Origin of the sequence: Borreliella americana (assembly GCF_021043605.1) — a bacterium.
GTDB lineage: Bacteria > Spirochaetota > Spirochaetia > Borreliales > Borreliaceae > Borreliella > Borreliella americana.
Genome location: NZ_JAJNFB010000004.1, coordinates 54,405 through 72,293, shown reverse-complemented (window position 1 = coordinate 72,293; position 17,889 = coordinate 54,405). Strand labels below are relative to the sequence as shown.

Genomic DNA, 17,889 nt, shown 5'->3' with positions numbered 1-17,889 from the left:
CTTTTATTGCCTCTCCCTTTTATTTTCAGTAATATACAAAAAGAAAAACTCAATATCAACAGCTTCAGTTCCATTGCTACTTTCAAAATAAAGTGCCTTAAATCCACCCTTATTATTTTCATAATATAATTCATTTCCGTTTAGTTCACTGATAATTTTAATCTTATAATTTTTATTAATATAAGATACTGAATTGGAAAAAAGAATTGATTTTTCCCCAACAATAATTAAATAATCCACAATTCCTGCCAAATCCCTTACATTGTGACCTGTAATAAAAATGATTCTGTCTTTTAAATTAGAAAGCATATTCCTAAAAACATTTTTTGAAACAATATCAAGACTATTTGTTGGCTCGTCAAACAACAAACAAGAAGCATTTGAAGCTAAAGAGAATGCAATAATACTTTTTTTCTTCTGTCCAAAAGAAGCTGAAGATAGATCAAGAGAAATATCAAGATCAAAATTCGATAAATATTTTTTAAAATCTGCTTTATTAAAATTTGGATAAAATATAGATAAAGCTTTACTATATTCGGCTAAAGACAATCTAGGAAGTGAAAATTCTTCAGGAATAAAAAACAAATTTACTAAATTCAAAGGATCTCTTGGAAAAGTTGCCAAAGAGTTAAATAAAATTCTCCCTTTTAGAGGCTCCAAAAGCCCACTTACAAGTTTAAGCAAAGTTGTTTTTCCAACTCCATTTTTACCAAGAAGCAAATAGGCTTGAGAAGTATTAATGTTTAAATTTAAATCCGAATATACTTCTTTTTTCTTATAGGAAAATTTTACATTAACAGCCTCAATAGCCATAAACACTCCTTAATAAATTAAAAATCAAAACATAAAAAATAATTAAATTAAAAATATAAATTCAATTTTTTATGAAAAACTTATAAATAAATATAGAAAAATTTACATAAAGTCTTGAACTAAAATTCCAAACTTTTAGCATAATTCTAGGTAAAATTTGAATTTCATTAAATCCAAAACTTTTTGCATATTCATAACAATCTTGAAATTCAGATAATCCTTTAATCTCATCAAGAACAGAAATAAGCTTTTCTTTATAAGCCTTATAAACAAGTTTATCGGAAATATTCCAGCTAATAATATAAATTTGCTTAAAAGAAATAAAATAATAAAATTGCAAGAAAAATCTTTTATACAAATGTTCGCATTCGCTAAAAATACCTTCTCTTTTTAACAAAGTTTCCATTGTATTAAGAGATAATTTAGATTTATGTAAAACACTAATAGAAGAACTCATGCTTCCCATTCTTTGGAAATTAGTATAAAAATAATTATTTACAAAAGAAACTTTAGAAGCTTTTAAAAAAATTTGCATAACAAAAACTATATCTTCAAATACTACATTTTGCTGACGAATATTATTCTTTAAGATTAATTCCCGTCTAATCAATTTATCCCATAACGTTCCAACAACAAAATTTTTCCTTCCAAAAGTCGCATAAACAGTAAAAAGCAAATTTTTAAACGCCTCCTTGCCTGTTAATGGATAATTGGGAAAAGGAAGAAGAGATTTTCTTTTCACATTTATTGCAAGAAAATAAATATAAAATTGAGAACAAACAATATCAGAATTATCTGCTTTTGCTCTGTTATATAGAACTTCAAGCATGGTGCTCTCTACAGAATCATCACCATCCCAATAAATAACATATTCCCCTTGAGCCTCAGAAAGTCCTTTGTCTCTAGAAGCAGAAAGACCCATATTTTTTTGACTAAAAATCTTAATAAAGCTATACTTATTGGCATATTTTTCTGCTATCTCTAAACTACCATCATAAGAACCATCATCAATTAATATAATTTCTTTATCTTTTAATGTTTGATTAACAGCATCCTTTATCATTGCATCAAGAGTTTCAGCCGAATTAAAAAAACAAATAATAACAGAAACTTTATACTTATGCACAATATCCTCCAAAATAAAAACTGCTAAGCAAAATCAAAGCTAAAACACTTCACAACAAATTCTTTTAATTTTTTGCATAACAATTAAATTGTAATATATAATTAACAAGTTTGTATTGTTTCAAACTTATTTTAATGAAAAGTTTAGCAGAAATTGCTATATTATTAAAAGTAAAAAATTTAAAAAACATCAACCCAAATAAGGAGCTTGAATGCTTGAAATAATAAGTCTTGGAGGAGGAGTAATAAATTCAAACCAAATCAACATAGAATTTATCAAAAACTTTAAAAGCTTCATTTTTAAATGGCTACTAGAAAATGAAAAAAGAAAAATCATTTTAATAGTTGGTGGAGGAAGAGTTGCAAGAGAATACCAAGACGCCTATAAAAAAATCAATCCTGATTTTAAAGTTCATGAACTTGATGAGATTGGAATAATGTCAACAAAATTAAACGCAGAATTTCTGTGTAAAGTAATGAATCCCCTTTGTAAAGACAAAATTGTTACCAATCCCTTAAAAAATTTTTCTTTTAAAGGGAAAATATTAATTGCTTCCGGATGGAAATCGGGATTTTCAACAGATTACATTGCCGTAAAGTTTGCAGAAAAATTTAATAAAAAAGATATTATAAATATAACAAACGTAAATCAAGTTTATGATAAAGATCCAAAAAAATTTAAAAACGCAACAGCTTTTAAAAAATTAAATTGGAAACAATTACAAAACATTGTGGGCCAAAAGTGGAATCCAGGCTTAAATTTACCTTTTGATCCAATAGCAACAAAACTCTCTTCAAAACTTGGACTTACCCTTTACATAGTAAATGGAAATAACATTGAAAACTTAGAAAAAGTTTTTAACAAAAATAATGATTTTTTTGGCACTGTTATAGTAAAATGAAAGTTAATGCCGGTATGGCGGAATTGGTAGACGCGTCAGACTCAAAATCTGGTGAGGGCAACTTCGTGTCGGTTCGACTCCGACTACCGGTATTTTAATTGATTTTTTTAGAAACTTCAAAATTATCAAGCATTATTAATAAAATAATTGCTTCTTTTAAACAAAATTTTCTTTCATAAATTACTTGTTTATACTAATAAAAATTTACATATAAGCTTTATGGTTAATAAAATTTAATACTATTATCACAATAAAGATAAAATATCCCTTTTAATATGTTATCTTTATTCTAAAATAGAATATTGAAAATCATTTTAATTATAATAAAACTTTAAGGTCTACAGATTAATTGCAAATATAAACTTAAAATATCTTTGAGATTGTTTTCATTAAAGCTTCAGGATTAAAGGGTTTAACAAGCCAACCAGTAGCACCCGCTTTACGACCCTCATCAACCTTAGATTGCTCAGATTCGGTGGTAAGAACAAGTATAGGAACAAAGCTGCCAAATTCTCTTATCTGCTTAATAACCCCAATGCCGTCTAAATTAGGCATATTGATATCTGTAATAACAAGGTCAAAATCTTTATCTCCTTGTCCAACTGCTTCTTTAAACTGCAAAACCCCTTCTAAACCATCCTTTGCTTCTGAAACTCCAAAACCATTTTGCTCTAAAATATAAGCAACGCTTTGCCTTATTGCTCTATTGTCATCAATAACTAAAATTCTTTTTTTCATCTAATTTTCTCCTAAAACCCTCCTAAAAAGTATATAAGAATTAAAACAAAATTACACTACCCTCATCAAAGGAATGAACATCCTCGGCTTCCTCTATCAAAGATAATAAGTGTTTTTTATGAACAAATAAAGTAAATCTATTAGCAATTCTATTAATAAATTCTTTATCTTCAATCTCAATAGATTGAATTCCAATTTTAGATAATTCTAGATTAAGATTGAAATTTATTTTGCTTTCCATATTGCTTAAAAAGTTATCGATATCTAAAAGAAAATTTTTTAAATTTCTAACATTGTAGACTTCTAATTTCATTTCCTCAAATATTTCCATAAATTCAATTGAAAAAACTTCATAAGACAAAATATTATCAATAGCTATATTTTTAATATCAAGAATATCGTTTTTAATTTCTATAAATAATTTTTTAAATTTATTAAAATAATTCTTTTCAAGATAAAATCTATTGTCATAATCTTTAACAACTTTTTCAAGAAAAAAGATTATTTGATCTAAAAATTCTATTCCCTTAGTAATATTGGAATCAATTTCTTTTATAATCTTAGACATTTCTGAAATATTCCCCTCCATAGCTTTAAGTTCCGATCTTTTAACAACTTCTATCTTTGAGGCTATATTAATATTTTGAAACCTAGCAGAAATAGCTGAAATATTTGAAAACATTAATTCTAATGATTTTATAAGCTTAACCTGTTCATAATATAAATTCAAAAAATTAGAATTATTCTTCTCAACATCATCAATTCTTCTAAGCAAATCAGACAAAATGCTAGAAAATTGTTCTATTATTTTAGGAATGTCTGTGTATAAAGAATTATCAGACCTTAAATCATTAATGGTTTGAATAGAACTAAGAGAGGAATCAATAAATTTCTCAAAAACAGTATAATTTTTTTCAAGCTTTTCAAGAACATCTTTTACTATAACTTTTGATGTATCAGTAAAAACTGATAAAATTTTTAATTTTTGGATCTCACTTATATCTCTAAATTTAAAAACATCAATATTAGAATACATAATATTTAAATGTTGCAAAGATTGAGTTAGCCTGTCTTGGAACTGAAGATAAGAAATAGAATTTACAAGTTTAAACTTAAATTCAGATAAAACTTTTAAAATATCATCGTAAAGAGCAATAACACTTCCTATTCCATCTGAAAAAGCATCTATTTTTTTCATTAAATTATCTCTAAATTCTTCAAGAATTTTATTTTCGGCTGTATTGCTTTCATATACTTGATTTTTAGCTCTATCTAAACCAATTTTAACTTCTCGCCCTTTGCTTGTAAGTTGGTCTGCCTGTTTGATCATAGATTGGGTTAAAACCTTAATTTCACTTGTAATATAAGAAAAGGCTCCACCAGCCTTACCCGCTCTCATAGCAACTGTTAGCGTATTAATAGACATTATTTCCATATCAAGAGAACTTTTTTTCATTCTTTCAATCACATCTTCAAGTATTTCTATATCTTTGACCTTACTCTGTATTATGCTAAATTGAGATTCAAGAGAAGTTGTTGAAGAATTAAAGTAAGCAACAAAATCATCTAATGCTCCTATAATTTTAGCTATAAAATTATTCAAAGAAGCATCATTATCAAGATCGAGATTGGAAATCAAATCAATGCTAAAGGACAAATCCTTAGAATCTTTAGAAATTTTTTCTATTAATTTAGGAATTAATTTACTTAAATTTGAATAAATATGCCTTGTGCTCTCATCAAAAGCTTCAAGTTTATGAAATAAGGTTGCCAAATAACCGTTGACATCAAAAAAACCATTATTGCCATTATCCATTATTAAGATCTCCTTAGAACATGATCTGCTATTGCGCTTAAAGGAAGGATTTTGTCTACAGCCCCTATTTTTATAGCTTCCATTGGCATACCAAAAACAACAGAAGTTTCTTGATCCTGAGCAATAGTATAAGCGCCATTTTTTTTCATTTCAAGCATACAAACAGCACCGTCATCTCCCATGCCTGTAAGGATAACTCCAATAGCATTAGAGCCAGCATACATTGCAGCAGACCTAAAAAGTACATTTACAGAAGGTTTATGTCTACTAACAAGAGGTCCATCTAATAGGTTTACAAAATAATTTCCGCTACTATATTTTACAATCAAATGATAACTTCCATTAGCAATTATTACAAGACCTGGACGAAGAATGTCTCCATCCTCAGCTTCTTTAATATCAATATTAAATTCATTGTTTAGATTTTTCGCAAAAGATTTTGTAAATCCTCCAGGCATATGCTGGACAATAATAATTGGGGGAGAATCTTTTTTAAAAGACCTTAAAAAAATTCTTAAAGCCTCTGTACCGCCCGTTGAAGAGCCTACAACAATAATTTTACCGGTTCTATGCTTATTGATAAGCCCTTGATATTTAATAATAACATCCGGATCATTTTTGGGAGCAAAATTAATAACATCAGAAACTTTATAACTTTTTCTTATACTTGAATCATTTAAACTATTTTCCCTCAGCTCTACTTTAGAATTACTAGAAAAATCGGGTGCTTGAATTCTTTTAACATCAAAAGAAGATATAAATTTATTTTTGCCTAGATTTTTCAACTCAAGCTTTATTAAAGCTAAATACTTACTGCGAAATAAATTAACTGTAAGCTTAAAATTAAGTTTATTTATTATTAATCTAACCTTTTCCTTGCTTTGCTCAAGACATCCAAAATTTGGAAACATTTCATTTTGTGCAATAAATACAACCGGAAGAGATATGTTATTAAGAACATTGTTTAAAGAATTCCCAAAATTAGATCTTGCAGTATTCTCATCAATAATAACTAAATCTGGGAACTTTTGTAAAAATACATTAATAAGATTTAAAGAATTAAAACCAGCATTTAATATCTCAACATCATTATCTTTAGAAAAAGCTCTAACAAAAACCTGCTTTATAAGACCTTGAATATCAATTATCAATATCTTCATTATTATATTTTAATATTTTTAATCCTTAAAACCAAAAATCTACATTTTCTATTTTCTTTATTTTATAAGCTTGGTTATTGCATCTATATCAACAACTAAAGCCAAACTTCCATCACCAAGTATAGTAGCTCCAGAAACCCCTTCTACTCGAGAATAAATTTTCCCCAAAGATTTTATAACAGTTTGATGTTGCCCTAAAACTTCGTCAACCACAATGCCCATTTTCCCGCTATTTGTATTTACAACAACAACTTGCTCATTTAAACTCTTCTCACTAGAAACCTGAAAAAACTCTCTAAGCCTAATATAACTAATCATACTGCCCCTATAATTCATTACATTGCTTTTAGTCTCAATCCCATCTATTTGAGAAATTAACTTATTAGATTCTAAACAAGACTCAACATTAGAAAGAGGAACAATAAAATGCTCATCTTTTACTCTGACAAGCCAACCTTCAATAATAGCTAAGGTCAATGGAAAAATTAACTTAATTCTAGTATATTTGCCAAATTCACTTTCAAGTAAAACATTTCCCCTTAAGGATTCAACCTGTTTTTTAACAACATCCATGCCAACTCCACGACCTGATATATCAGTCACGGAACTTGCAGTTGAAAATCCAGGCTCAAAAATTAAATTATAAACATCAATATCTGATAAAGTTTTAGCAACTGAATCAGAAATTATATTGCGTTCTATAGCTTTTTTAAGTATTTTATTCTTATCAAGCCCTCTTCCATCATCCTCGATAATAACAATAACAGAATCCCCAGATTGACACGCTGAAAGCTTAATAATGCCTTTGGGGTCTTTACCTAAACTTTCTCTCTCTTGAGACGATTCAATTCCATGATCTATTGAGTTGCGAATTAAATGAACTAAAGGTTCATTTAGCTTTTCAATAATACTTTTATCAAGAACAGTATCGCCTCCATAAGAATGATAAAGAATTGACTTCCCAAGGCTAGTAGACAGATCTTTTACTATTCTTTGAAATTTTACAAACAAAATTTCAATAGGAACTGTTCTAAGCCCTGTTGTATAATCTCTAAGCTCATTAATAAGCAAAGAAAATTCTGCTGATATTGAATTTAAAATATTGCTATTTCTATTTTCAGCTTCTTTTGAAAGTTTTGATTGTATTGTAACAAGTTCTCCCACAAGATTTACCAAATGATCAAGTTTTTTAGAATCCACCTTAATACTAGCAATATTAACCTTGCTTCTAGCAGTATCATCTTGAACATTAGACCTATTTTTATCTCCATTGAAAAAGGATTTTCCAACAAATTCCGATTTTTCCAATGAAGAATTAGAAGAATCTTTGCTGCTTCTATCTAAGCCTAATAAATTAAAATTTTTAGACCCTACATTATTTCCTTCATCTACTTCCAAACACTTATCCAACTCTTGAATATCAATTTTTGATTGAGAATCTAAAAATGTAAAAATATCTTCAATACTCTCTCTGCTCTCTTCTGTATCTAGCTTTATTTCCCAATCAACATAAACATTGTCAGGAGAAATAAGCTCTAAATCAGGAATGTTATCTACTTTGGCCCTCACATAACCGCTACCTAAATTAATCAACTTGCTCAATAAATTTATGGGCTTGTGACCATGAAACAAAATGCCCTTAGCTGGAGAAAAAAGAATTTTATAGCTCTTAAATTCAGACCGCAAAGCCTCATCATCAAATTTATCCTCTGAATTTAATTTAACAGATTCTTCTAAAACCGAACTGTTATCAGACTTTGAAAAATCATTTTCTAAAACTTCTTGAAAAGTGCTCTTAACATCATTAGAACTTTCAAAAGCCTTTTTAATTTCATTTACCAAAAATTGTTTGCGCTTATCAAAGTCAATCTCAGAAATTACTTCATCACCTTCAATAAGCTCTCTAATAAAATCAACAGACATTAAGGTAGCATCAATAGCAGCCTGATTAAAAGTGGCTTTACCATTTTTTACAACATCAAGAACTGTTTCTATTTCGTGGACAAGCGATGCTGTAAAATTAAAGCCGAACATACCAGAACTTCCCTTTATGGTATGTAAATTTCTAAAAATAGAATTAATAATATCTTGATCTGAACTTACCTCAAGATTAAGAAGTGCTTGCTCAATATCTGAAATATTTTCTATCGATTCTTCCTTAAAGGAATTCTTAAATTTGTCAATAACATCACTACTATCCATAAGCTTTCCTTAAATCTAAAATCCAACTAAATTAAGTCCCAAATCAAAGCTATCAACATCCTCAATATCGACTAAAAACCCACCATATATTAATGAACTTAAAACCTCGTCGGATGGATACTCAATTTTTACAAACAAATTTCTATTCTTAGCATATTTATTAGATGCATACAAAATTTGTATAAAGGTAATATCTATTTTTTCAACATTTGAAAGGTCAATGGTAAGAGTATCCCCTTCTTTCATTTTTTTAAAAATATGCAACAAATCTTCTTTTACCTTAAAAATACTATTTATTACAAGCTCTCCTTCCGGCCTATAAATCATGACTAAAACTCCTATTGCTGCTGATACTCAGGATCATATATTGTTGTATTTCTAAATTTAGAAAGCTCTCTAACGTCAAATAAATTTTCTACATTTAAAATAATAATAAACTTATCATTACTTTTGCCAATTCCTGAAATAAATTTTGAATTAAACCCTGATCCAATCTTGGGAGCATCATCAATACTAAATGGATCTAATTCAAGAACTTCATTGACATAATCTACTAAAATTCCAAGATTAAATTCATCCCCCTCGTAAGCTAAATTTAATATAATAATATTTGAAATGTTAACTCCCTTATTTCTCTTTTTCTCATCCTCATCAACAGCACGATCGCTCATTCCAAATTGTTTTCGAATATCAATTATTGGAACGATTTTACCCCTATTATTTATTATTCCTGCCATGTAATTGGGAGTTCTTGGGATTTTTGATATCTTAGTATATTCTAAAACCTCAACAACATATTTAATCTCAATAGCATAAAGTTCGTCCAAACTAAATAAAAGATATTGGCTTAAAGAATCTTGCAAATCTGCATCTATGCCCATAAACGCCCCTTTAAATGTAATTTAAATCACAAATAGAATGCTAATATCAAGATTAATATTACCTCATATATTCATAAATACAAATTAGAAGTTAATAAAATTTAATTTCCCAAAAACAATAAAAAATATAATTTTAGAAGAATTCCATCTTATAATTTAAGGTAGAAAGTTGTGGTATATTTAAATTAAATTTCATACAAAAAAAGTTAACAATGCAAAGTAAAAACAAACTAATCAGATTATTAATAATTATTATTACATTATTTTTCAATGTTGAGAATATTTTCACAAACGAAAAATCTAAAAACAATATAGCTACTCAAAACAGTATGCCTGCTCCAAAAATAGAAAGCTTAAAAACAAAAACTGAAATAAAATTTGGTTTTATTATGCCTTACCCTACTGCAATAGAATTCAGCATCAATAACTTTGACATTGGGGTAGGAGTAACAATATTGAGTGCCTCAGAATTTTTTCCAAAATCACCAATAACATTGCTATTTAAAACATATTGTGATTATATATTTTTAAATTCAAGAATTAAAAATTCAAATTTCTTCTTTTTCTTGGGATCTGGCCTATTTTTTGAAATAGGCAAAATTACAAGCCCATCAAATTCAATAAATGTTTCTTCTGGGATTACCTATAAAATCGGAGTAGGTCTGCCCTTGGGAATAATATATGAAGCTTATTATGACATTATTGAAATAATAATAAAAACAACACCATCAATTTTTATTGGCCAAATGCCTAACGGAAATTTAATATTTCCAATAAAAGGTAACTTTTCTATTGGAATAAAAGGCTCTCTTAAGATATAGTTTTCACTTTTTAGATAAAAAAAATTATTGAACTAAAATTTTTCTAAAGACTAGAATGTTATGTTTAGGAGATAATAAAGCGATGAGAACAAAAATAATTATTATGTCAATCATTATTTTATTGGCCCCAATCTCAGGATTTTCAAATTCAAATGAATCTGCAAGAGGTAAATTTGGAGTAGGAATTATACTTCCATTACCAATTGCTCTACAGATTAATATAGGAAACTTTGATCTTGACATTGGTCTTTACAGCGGAGTAAATAATTTATTTTCAGACTGGAAAACATTGTTTATAGCATTGGACTATATTTTCTATATATATACATTCCCAGGAGCTGCTAATATTTTGGATTTTTCAGTTGGCGCAGGGGGATATGGGACAATATGGTTTTCAAGATTTGAAGGCAACAAGTCAGGCTCAGGGCCAATGAGCATCGGAGCAAGATTGCCTTTAGCTTTAAATATTGAAGTATTTAGAAAGAAATTCGACATATTTTTACGAATAGCTCCGGGACTTGGAATGAACATTTGGAGTAATGGAATTGGATTTAGGTGGGAAGTATTCGCAGGATTAGGAATGAGATTCTGGTTTACTTAAAAATAAAATTTTTTTAATTTTTTTTAAAAAAGAACAATTGTTGAAAATCAAACCTAGTCCCCAAAACTTAAACATAAGATTTAAGAGGTAAGGTCTTGTTTTTATTTTTTTAAAATTCAAAAATAAAATAATAAAACAAAATTTGGGAGACAACGGTGAAAAAAATTTTTATGTTATTTATCATGATTGCAAACATATCTACAAATGGTTTTGCAAAAGATTCGTATTTAAATAGAGGAATTGGCTTTGGAGCAAGTATTGGAAATCCAATTATTAACTTAATAATGTCACTTCCTTTTATTGATTTTGAAATAGGCTATGGTGGTAGTAATGGAATAAATTTATCAGGCCCCAAACTTGAATCAAAATTTTATGATTTTAATTTATTAGCAATAGCAGCACTTGATTTCATTTTTACAATATCTTTGATAAAAAATTTAAATTTAGGAATTGGAATAGGAGGAAATATAAGCATATCATCTCACACATCTAAATTAATAAATGTAGAATTAGGATTTGGAATAAGAATTCCATTGGTTATTTTTTATGACATTACAGAAAATTTAGAAATAGGCATGAAAATAGCACCTTCAATAGAATTCATCTCAAATACAAGATCTCTTGCACAACACAGAACCTATTCAGGCATAAAATCAAACTTTGCTGGAGGAATATTTGCTAAGTACTATATCTTTTAGTGCTAATTCATTCTAACTTATTAAATTTATTGCCAAGCACTATGAAAAAATTCACCTCGTTTTGAGTCTAATCTTTCAAAAGAATGAGCACCAAAAAAATCTCTTTGTGCTTGAATTAGATTAGAAGGTAAATAATTAGTAGAATAAGAATCTAAAAACGAAAGACTAGCATAAAATGCAGGCAAAGGAATCCCAATTTCACTAGCCTTTGAAATTATTCTTCTTAAAGATTTGTGATTATTTTTTAGCAAATCTAAAAAATAATCATCAAAAAGCAAATTAATAAGATGAGGATTCTTATCATAAGCCAATTTAATTTTATCTAAAAAACTGCTACGAATAATACAGCCTTCTCTCCAAACCAAAGAAATTTTACCTAAATTTAAATCCCAACCATAATTCACAGACGCAGTCTTAAGCATCATAAAACCTTGAGCATAAGCTACTATTTTTGAAACTAAAAGAGCATAATAAAGATCTAAAATCCAATCACTAAGCTCAAACTCAAAAGAAGAAGTGTCCATCTTAAGCAAATCGCTAGCAATAATTCTTTCGTGTTTTAACCCCGACATAAATCTTGAAAAAACGGATTCAACAATTAAATTTACAGGCATACCAAATTCAAGAGCATCAATAGATGTCCAAACACCAGTACCTTTTTGATTTGCAATATCTAAAATCTTATCAACTAAATATTCATTATTTTCCTTGTATCTAAGAATCTTAGAAGTTATTTCTAGTAAATACCCTGAAAGATCGCCTTCATTCCATTTTTCAAAAACTTCAGAAATTTTCAAATTATCTAAATTGAAAGATTTTTTCATGAAAAAATAAACCTCGCTGATAAGCTGCATATCAGCGTATTCCACCCCATTATGTATCATTTTAACATAGTGCCCAGAGCCGTTCTCTCCAATATAAGCCGAACAAATATCATTGTTTTTAGTTTTAGCTGCAATTTTATTTAACATGGGCTCAAGAATTTCATAAGCTGATTTGCTTCCTCCATACATTAGCGCAGGACCAAATCTTGCTCCTCTCTCCCCCCCGGAAATTCCAAGTCCTACAAAATAAATGTCCTTAGCAAACAATTCTTTTTCCAATCTCATTGTGTTCTTATAATGAGAATTTCCACCATCAATAATTATGTCTGATTTATTCATAAAGGGTAAAATTTGCTCAATAACCTTTTCTATAGCGGAACTTGTCACCATTAAGATGACTTTTTTTGGAGCTTTCAAGCTTTTAACAAAAGATTCAACATCTTTAAAACCATTTATCTTTTTATGAGAATTTTGTTTAACAAAAATTTCAGTTTTTTCATTATCTCTATTGTAAACAGAAACATTAAAACCGTTATCAGCAATATTTAGAGCTAAATTACTACCCATAACACCAAGTCCATAAATTCCTACATCCATTGCATTCTCCTTGATTCTAATTTTCTATTTTAAACAAATTGCTTTATTTATTATTTTTAGATTATGTTATATTATAAAAAAAGTAAAGATTAAATTAAAAAGGAAAAGTTACATGAAAAAACAATTTGATACAGAAGTAAATGATTTGCTTTATTTAATCATACACTCTCTTTACTCCCACAAAGAAATATTTTTAAGAGAATTGATATCAAATGCGTCTGACGCCATTGATAAACTCAAGTTTTTAAGCTTGACAAATGAAAAATTCAAAAACATTGCTCTAGAACCAAAAATAGAAATATCATTTGATGATAAAAGCATCCTAATTAAAGATAATGGAATCGGAATGGATGAACAAGATTTAACTAATCATCTTGGCGTAATTGCAAAATCAGGAACTAAAGAATTTATTAACAATTTAAAACAAGATGAAAAAAAATCTGCAAGCCTAATTGGCCAGTTTGGGGTTGGATTCTACAGTGCATTCATAGTATCAGAAAAAGTAGAAGTTACATCAAAAAAAGCACTAGAAAGTGATGCTTATATTTGGTCTAGCGACGGTAAAACAGGATATGAAATAGAAAAAGCAAAAAAAGAAGATACAGGCACAGAAATAAAGCTATATCTTAATAAAGAAGGCCTTGAATATGCCAATAAATGGAAAATTCAAGAAATTATCAAAAAATATTCAAATCACATAAATTATCCCATTTATATTAAATATAGCGAACATATAATGAAGGATGGAAAACAAGAGGGAATAGAAGAAAAAGAAGAAAAATTAAATGAAACTACTGCTCTTTGGACAAAAAATAAAAGCGAAATTAAAGAAGAAGAATACAATGAATTTTATAAAAATACAACCTTTGATTATGAAAATCCATTAATGCATATTCATACAAAAGCGGAAGGAAATTTAGAATATACAAATTTATTTTACGTCCCAAGTAAAGCTCCCTATGATCTATATTACCCAAACACTAAACCTGGGGTAAAGCTATTTATAAATAGAATATTTATTACAGATTCTGAAGGCAGCTTGCTTCCAAACTATCTAAGATTTATAAAAGGAATTATAGACTGCCAAGATTTACCGCTCAATGTAAGTAGAGAAATTTTACAGCAAAATAAAATTTTGTCCAAAATAAAGTCATCTTCTGCAAAAAAAATACTAAGCGAGCTTGAAAAGCTAAGTGAAAAAAATCATGAAAAATTTTCAGAGTTTTCTAAAGAATTTGGAAGATGTATTAAAGAAGGTGTTTATTCTGACTTTGAAAACAGAGAGAAGCTTATCTCATTAATAAGATTTAAATCCTCAAGCGCGGATGGGTTTGTATCTTTTAAAGAGTATAAGGAAAGAATGAATGAAGGCCAAAAAAGCATTTACTATATAACAGGTGGTAAAGAAAATATATTAAAAGAAAACCCAATAGTAGCTGCTTATAAAGAAAAAGGATTTGAAATCCTAATCATGGACGATGAACTTGATGAGGCTATATTAAATCTAATTCCAGAATACGAAGGATTAAAACTAAAAGCAATAAATAAAAACGAAACTAGTAATGAATTAAAAGATGAAAATTTCAAAAAAATTGAAGAAGAATTCAAAGACATCCTTATCAAAGTAAAAGAAATCCTTAAGGATCATATAAAAGAAGTCAATCTATCAGCAACATTGATAAAAGAGCCCTCAGCAATAATAATTGATAGCAATGATCCAACTTACCAAATGCAAAAAATTATGCTGTCAATGGGACAAGAAGTAAAAGAAATTAAACCAATACTTGAATTAAATCCTAATAATAAAATAGTCCAAAATTTAAAAAATCTAGAGCCTGAAAAATTAGAAAAAATAAGCATTCTCCTTTTTGAAGAAGCTATGTTAACTTCAGGAATGCCCAGCAAAAATCCAGGAAAATTCATAAATATAATAAACGAATTTATAGAAAAAGACTTCCTATAATTAAAAGTAAAAAGAGAGAGTTTTAAGCTCTCTCTTTTTACTTTTTAACTCGCAATACCAAATCTTTGCCTGCTGTAACAGGCTTTGTTTGAGATATTTTATGCCTAATTTCTTCTGTTAAAACAGTCGAGGATAACAAAATATATTCAGAATCATTTTCAAGCCTTCCAAAAGAATATTCTATGCTTGAAACTTCATCAGAATTTGCAATAACAACCGGAGTAATAACAGATTCTGAATGCTCTTTTAAATATTCAAGATCAAGTCTAATAATAACTTCGCCTTGCTTAACATTAATGCCCTCTTCAGCAACTCTTGTAAAACCCTTGCCATTTAAATTAAGAGTATTAATTCCAAAATGGACAAAAATTTCAACGCCTTCTTTAGTTTCAAGACTAAAGGCATGATTGGTTTTAAAAATTTTACCTATTTTCCCATCACAAGGCGCTAGCAACTCATTACTTGTTGGAAGAATTGCAATTCCATCGCCAACTATTTTTTCAGCAAAAGCTTCATCGGGAACCTTATCAATTGACATAACTTTTCCACTAATCGGAGCAATCAAATCCAATGTAGCGGTTTTTTTAAAAAAATCTAAAAAACCCATAATTAATCTCCTATAAATTTATCAAAATAACTTAAAGTTTTTTGCTCGGAATCACTATTTAAAACCTTATTTGCCAATTCTTCCAATTCCATTATTGTATACTTTTTGAGCAAATATTTAATTCTAAGTGTAGCACTAGGAATCATACTCAAAGACCTAAACCCAAGGCCTACAAGAAGCAACGCTCCAGCATCATCTCCTCCAAGCTCACCACAAACAGACACATCAATTCCAGAACTAACCCCATCATCAAAAACCTTTTTGATTAATTTCAACACAGCAGGATTATACTTGTCATATAAATTTGATATTTTTTGATTACCACGATCAACAGCTAAAACATATTGGGTTAAATCGTTAGTTCCTATGCTAAAAAATTTCAATTTATTGGCAAGTTTAGAGGGAATTAAAGCCGCAGAAGGAACTTCTATCATGCAACCCACTTCCAAATTTTCATCAAAAGGCAATCCTCTAGACTTTAAGTTGATTTTTGCATTATTCACAAAATATTCTATTGTTTCAATCTCTTCATATCTGGTAAGCATAGGAACCATTACCCTTATCTTCCCATAATGACTGGCTCTAAAAATAGCATTAAACTGTGCTTGGATTAATTCCTCATATTCCTTATACATCCTAAGCGCTCGAAAGCCCAAAAAGGGATTTTCCTCTTTCTTAAAATTAAGATAAGGAATTTCTTTATCCCCGCCAACATCAAGAGTACGAATAGTAACAACCCCTTTCTTTTCCATTGTTTCTATAACTCTCTTATAAGTTTCAAACTGCTCATCTTCTGTTGGAGGTTGTAAAGATCTCATATATAAGAACTCTGTTCTAAAAAGACCTATTCCCTCAACACCATATTTATTAACATAGGTAATATCAACAGGTGTTCCAATATTTGCCTTTAAAAACACCTTTATACCATCTTTTGTTTCAGCATCTTTATCTTTTAAAGAAAAAAGCTCTTTTTCCATTTCCACTTGACGCAAAATCTTACCTTCATAAAGATCAATCTCATCAGAAGAAGGATTTTTAATAACAATAGAAGATATTGCATCAATTACTATTTTATCACCATCCTTTAACGCATCAATATCTGACAAAGTCATAACAAGCGCTGGAAGCCCCATTGTTCTTGCTAAAATAGCAGCATGAGAAGTTTCTCCTCCAACAGCAGTTAAAAACCCTTTAACATAATTTAAGTCAAATTGCATGGTATCAGATGGGGTTAATTCTTCGGTAACAAGAATAATATCTTTATTAATCTCAGAAAAATCGGATACTTGGCCTAAAATGATAGAAATTAATCTATTTATAATGTCCTTATAATCAGACGCTCTTTCTTTTAAATAAGGATCTTTATAATCTTCTACACTTTTAACCAAATTTTCAAACGCTAAATAAATAGAATAAGCGGCGCTATAATTTTCCTTTGTAATAAGCTCAATAACAAACTCAGAAAGTTCATCGTCTTCAACAATCAACACTTGCCCTTCAAAAATGCCTTTTTTATCATCTCCAAATTGAAGCACGGCTTTTTTTTCAAGATCCTTAAGAGCTTGAATTGCTTTTGACTTGGCTTTATTGAATTTTGATATTTCACTATCAATCTGAGAAAAATCTATTTTTTCTCTACTTATAATTTTATCAAAATTTTTACTAATACAAAGAACTTCTCCAATGCCTATACCTTTGGATATTCTTTTGCCCGATAAAGTCATAACTTAAATCCTTCTAAAATTCATTCCTTAAAAGATTCGATAAGCTCTGCAAGCTCTGAAGCAGCAATCTCCTCATCCTCACCATCAGCACATATCAAAAGCTTTTTACCTGATGATAATTCCAAAGTTTGAAGCCTGAACAAACTTTTCCCGCTAACAGACTTTCCATCGGATTCTATTGTTATCTCGCTAGAATACTCTTTAGCTTTTTTTACAAAAGTTGATGCAGGCCTAACATGCAAACCGTTTACAGCCTTAATAATTGCTTCTTTTTTTACCATAAGTACAGAAACCCCTCATTATGAATATTATTTTTTGATTAACTTTTTACATTATAATACATAAAAATAAATTATATATTCCCTTTATATAAGAAATATAACATACTAAAGATAGTAATTAAACTTATTCGAACAA

17 protein-coding genes and 1 tRNA gene are annotated in these 17,889 nt (G+C 28.7%); 6 read left to right on the top strand and 12 right to left on the bottom strand.

The genetic code is table 11. The features are described from left to right. Positions 1-3: 3 nt before the first annotated feature. Together LRB30_RS02065 and LRB30_RS02060 are read right to left on the bottom strand one after the other, a co-directional pair. Positions 4-813 (bottom strand): ATP-binding cassette domain-containing protein, encoded by an 810-nt coding sequence (locus LRB30_RS02065; RefSeq protein WP_231018774.1) that lies wholly within the window; start codon positions 811-813, stop codon positions 4-6. A gap of 61 nt (positions 814-874) precedes the next feature. Next, on the bottom strand, positions 875-1,951 hold the full coding sequence (locus tag LRB30_RS02060) for a glycosyltransferase family 2 protein (protein ID WP_231018772.1): 1,077 nt from the start codon (positions 1,949-1,951) through the stop codon (positions 875-877). Between the two features lie 199 nt (positions 1,952-2,150). Here LRB30_RS02060 and pyrH point away from each other — a divergent pair, with 199 nt between their 5' ends. Both pyrH and LRB30_RS02050 read left to right on the top strand, forming a co-directional pair. Continuing rightward, positions 2,151-2,840 carry a UMP kinase gene (gene pyrH / locus LRB30_RS02055; RefSeq protein WP_231014215.1) on the top strand — a complete coding sequence of 230 codons (690 nt, stop codon included), beginning with the start codon at positions 2,151-2,153 and terminating at the stop codon, positions 2,838-2,840. An 8-nt stretch (positions 2,841-2,848) separates the two neighbouring features. Then, positions 2,849-2,932: transfer RNA gene (locus LRB30_RS02050), tRNA-Leu, on the top strand. Between the two features lie 271 nt (positions 2,933-3,203). Here LRB30_RS02050 and LRB30_RS02045 read toward each other — a convergent pair. From LRB30_RS02045 to LRB30_RS02020, 6 genes are read right to left on the bottom strand one after another with little or no spacing between them, the layout of a single operon-like run. Then, positions 3,204-3,578: a response regulator gene (locus LRB30_RS02045; protein WP_002658873.1), complete on the bottom strand. Its 375-nt coding sequence runs from the start codon at positions 3,576-3,578 to the stop codon at positions 3,204-3,206. Positions 3,579-3,618: 40 nt separating this feature from the next. Next, positions 3,619-5,394, bottom strand: a complete 1,776-nt coding sequence (locus LRB30_RS02040) for a BB0569 family chemotaxis protein (protein WP_231018768.1) — start codon at positions 5,392-5,394, stop codon at positions 3,619-3,621. A 2-nt stretch (positions 5,395-5,396) separates the two neighbouring features. Further along, positions 5,397-6,554 (bottom strand): CheB methylesterase domain-containing protein, encoded by a 1,158-nt coding sequence (locus tag LRB30_RS02035; RefSeq protein ID WP_231018766.1) that lies wholly within the window; start codon positions 6,552-6,554, stop codon positions 5,397-5,399. A gap of 57 nt (positions 6,555-6,611) precedes the next feature. Then, positions 6,612-8,756 carry a chemotaxis protein CheA gene (locus tag LRB30_RS02030; protein WP_231014210.1) on the bottom strand — a complete coding sequence of 715 codons (2,145 nt, stop codon included), beginning with the start codon at positions 8,754-8,756 and terminating at the stop codon, positions 6,612-6,614. A 15-nt stretch (positions 8,757-8,771) separates the two neighbouring features. Beyond that, the gene (locus LRB30_RS02025) at positions 8,772-9,083 is read right to left on the bottom strand and encodes an STAS domain-containing protein (RefSeq protein ID WP_231014209.1); all 312 of its coding nucleotides are present in this window, start codon (positions 9,081-9,083) and stop codon (positions 8,772-8,774) included. 11 nt (positions 9,084-9,094) lie between these two features. Continuing rightward, positions 9,095-9,637 carry a chemotaxis protein CheW gene (locus LRB30_RS02020; protein WP_231014207.1) on the bottom strand — a complete coding sequence of 181 codons (543 nt, stop codon included), beginning with the start codon at positions 9,635-9,637 and terminating at the stop codon, positions 9,095-9,097. Between the two features lie 212 nt (positions 9,638-9,849). On the opposite strand from LRB30_RS02020, the gene LRB30_RS02015 reads away from it, so the two are divergent. The 3 genes from LRB30_RS02015 (at position 9,850) to LRB30_RS02005 (ending at position 11,757) form a co-directional block, all read left to right on the top strand. Further along, positions 9,850-10,458 (top strand): BAPKO_0422 family outer member beta-barrel protein, encoded by a 609-nt coding sequence (locus tag LRB30_RS02015; protein WP_231014206.1) that lies wholly within the window; start codon positions 9,850-9,852, stop codon positions 10,456-10,458. A gap of 82 nt (positions 10,459-10,540) precedes the next feature. Then, positions 10,541-11,059, top strand: coding sequence for a DUF3996 domain-containing protein (locus LRB30_RS02010; RefSeq protein ID WP_231014204.1), 519 nt, complete (start codon positions 10,541-10,543; stop codon positions 11,057-11,059). 155 nt (positions 11,060-11,214) lie between these two features. Beyond that, on the top strand, positions 11,215-11,757 hold the full coding sequence (locus tag LRB30_RS02005) for a DUF3996 domain-containing protein (protein WP_231014202.1): 543 nt from the start codon (positions 11,215-11,217) through the stop codon (positions 11,755-11,757). A 26-nt stretch (positions 11,758-11,783) separates the two neighbouring features. On the opposite strand, the gene gnd is transcribed toward LRB30_RS02005, so the two are convergent. Then, positions 11,784-13,178 (bottom strand): decarboxylating NADP(+)-dependent phosphogluconate dehydrogenase, encoded by a 1,395-nt coding sequence (gnd, locus tag LRB30_RS02000; RefSeq protein ID WP_231018764.1) that lies wholly within the window; start codon positions 13,176-13,178, stop codon positions 11,784-11,786. 112 nt (positions 13,179-13,290) lie between these two features. Between gnd and htpG the strand changes: the two genes are divergently transcribed. Beyond that, on the top strand, positions 13,291-15,141 hold the full coding sequence (gene htpG / locus LRB30_RS01995; RefSeq protein WP_231018761.1) for a molecular chaperone HtpG: 1,851 nt from the start codon (positions 13,291-13,293) through the stop codon (positions 15,139-15,141). Positions 15,142-15,178: 37 nt separating this feature from the next. On the opposite strand, the gene crr is transcribed toward htpG, so the two are convergent. The 3 genes from crr to LRB30_RS01980 are packed head-to-tail and all read right to left on the bottom strand — an operon-like array spanning position 15,179 to position 17,753. Then, the gene (gene crr / locus LRB30_RS01990) at positions 15,179-15,748 is read right to left on the bottom strand and encodes a PTS glucose transporter subunit IIA (RefSeq protein WP_151060193.1); all 570 of its coding nucleotides are present in this window, start codon (positions 15,746-15,748) and stop codon (positions 15,179-15,181) included. Positions 15,749-15,750: 2 nt separating this feature from the next. Further along, a complete protein-coding gene (gene ptsP / locus LRB30_RS01985) occupies positions 15,751-17,472 on the bottom strand; it encodes a phosphoenolpyruvate--protein phosphotransferase (protein WP_231018758.1) in 1,722 nt (573 codons plus the stop codon). Positions 17,473-17,492: 20 nt separating this feature from the next. After that, entirely contained in the window at positions 17,493-17,753 is a 261-nt protein-coding gene (locus tag LRB30_RS01980; RefSeq protein ID WP_215535396.1) for an HPr family phosphocarrier protein, read from the bottom strand. Positions 17,754-17,889 lie beyond the last annotated feature (136 nt).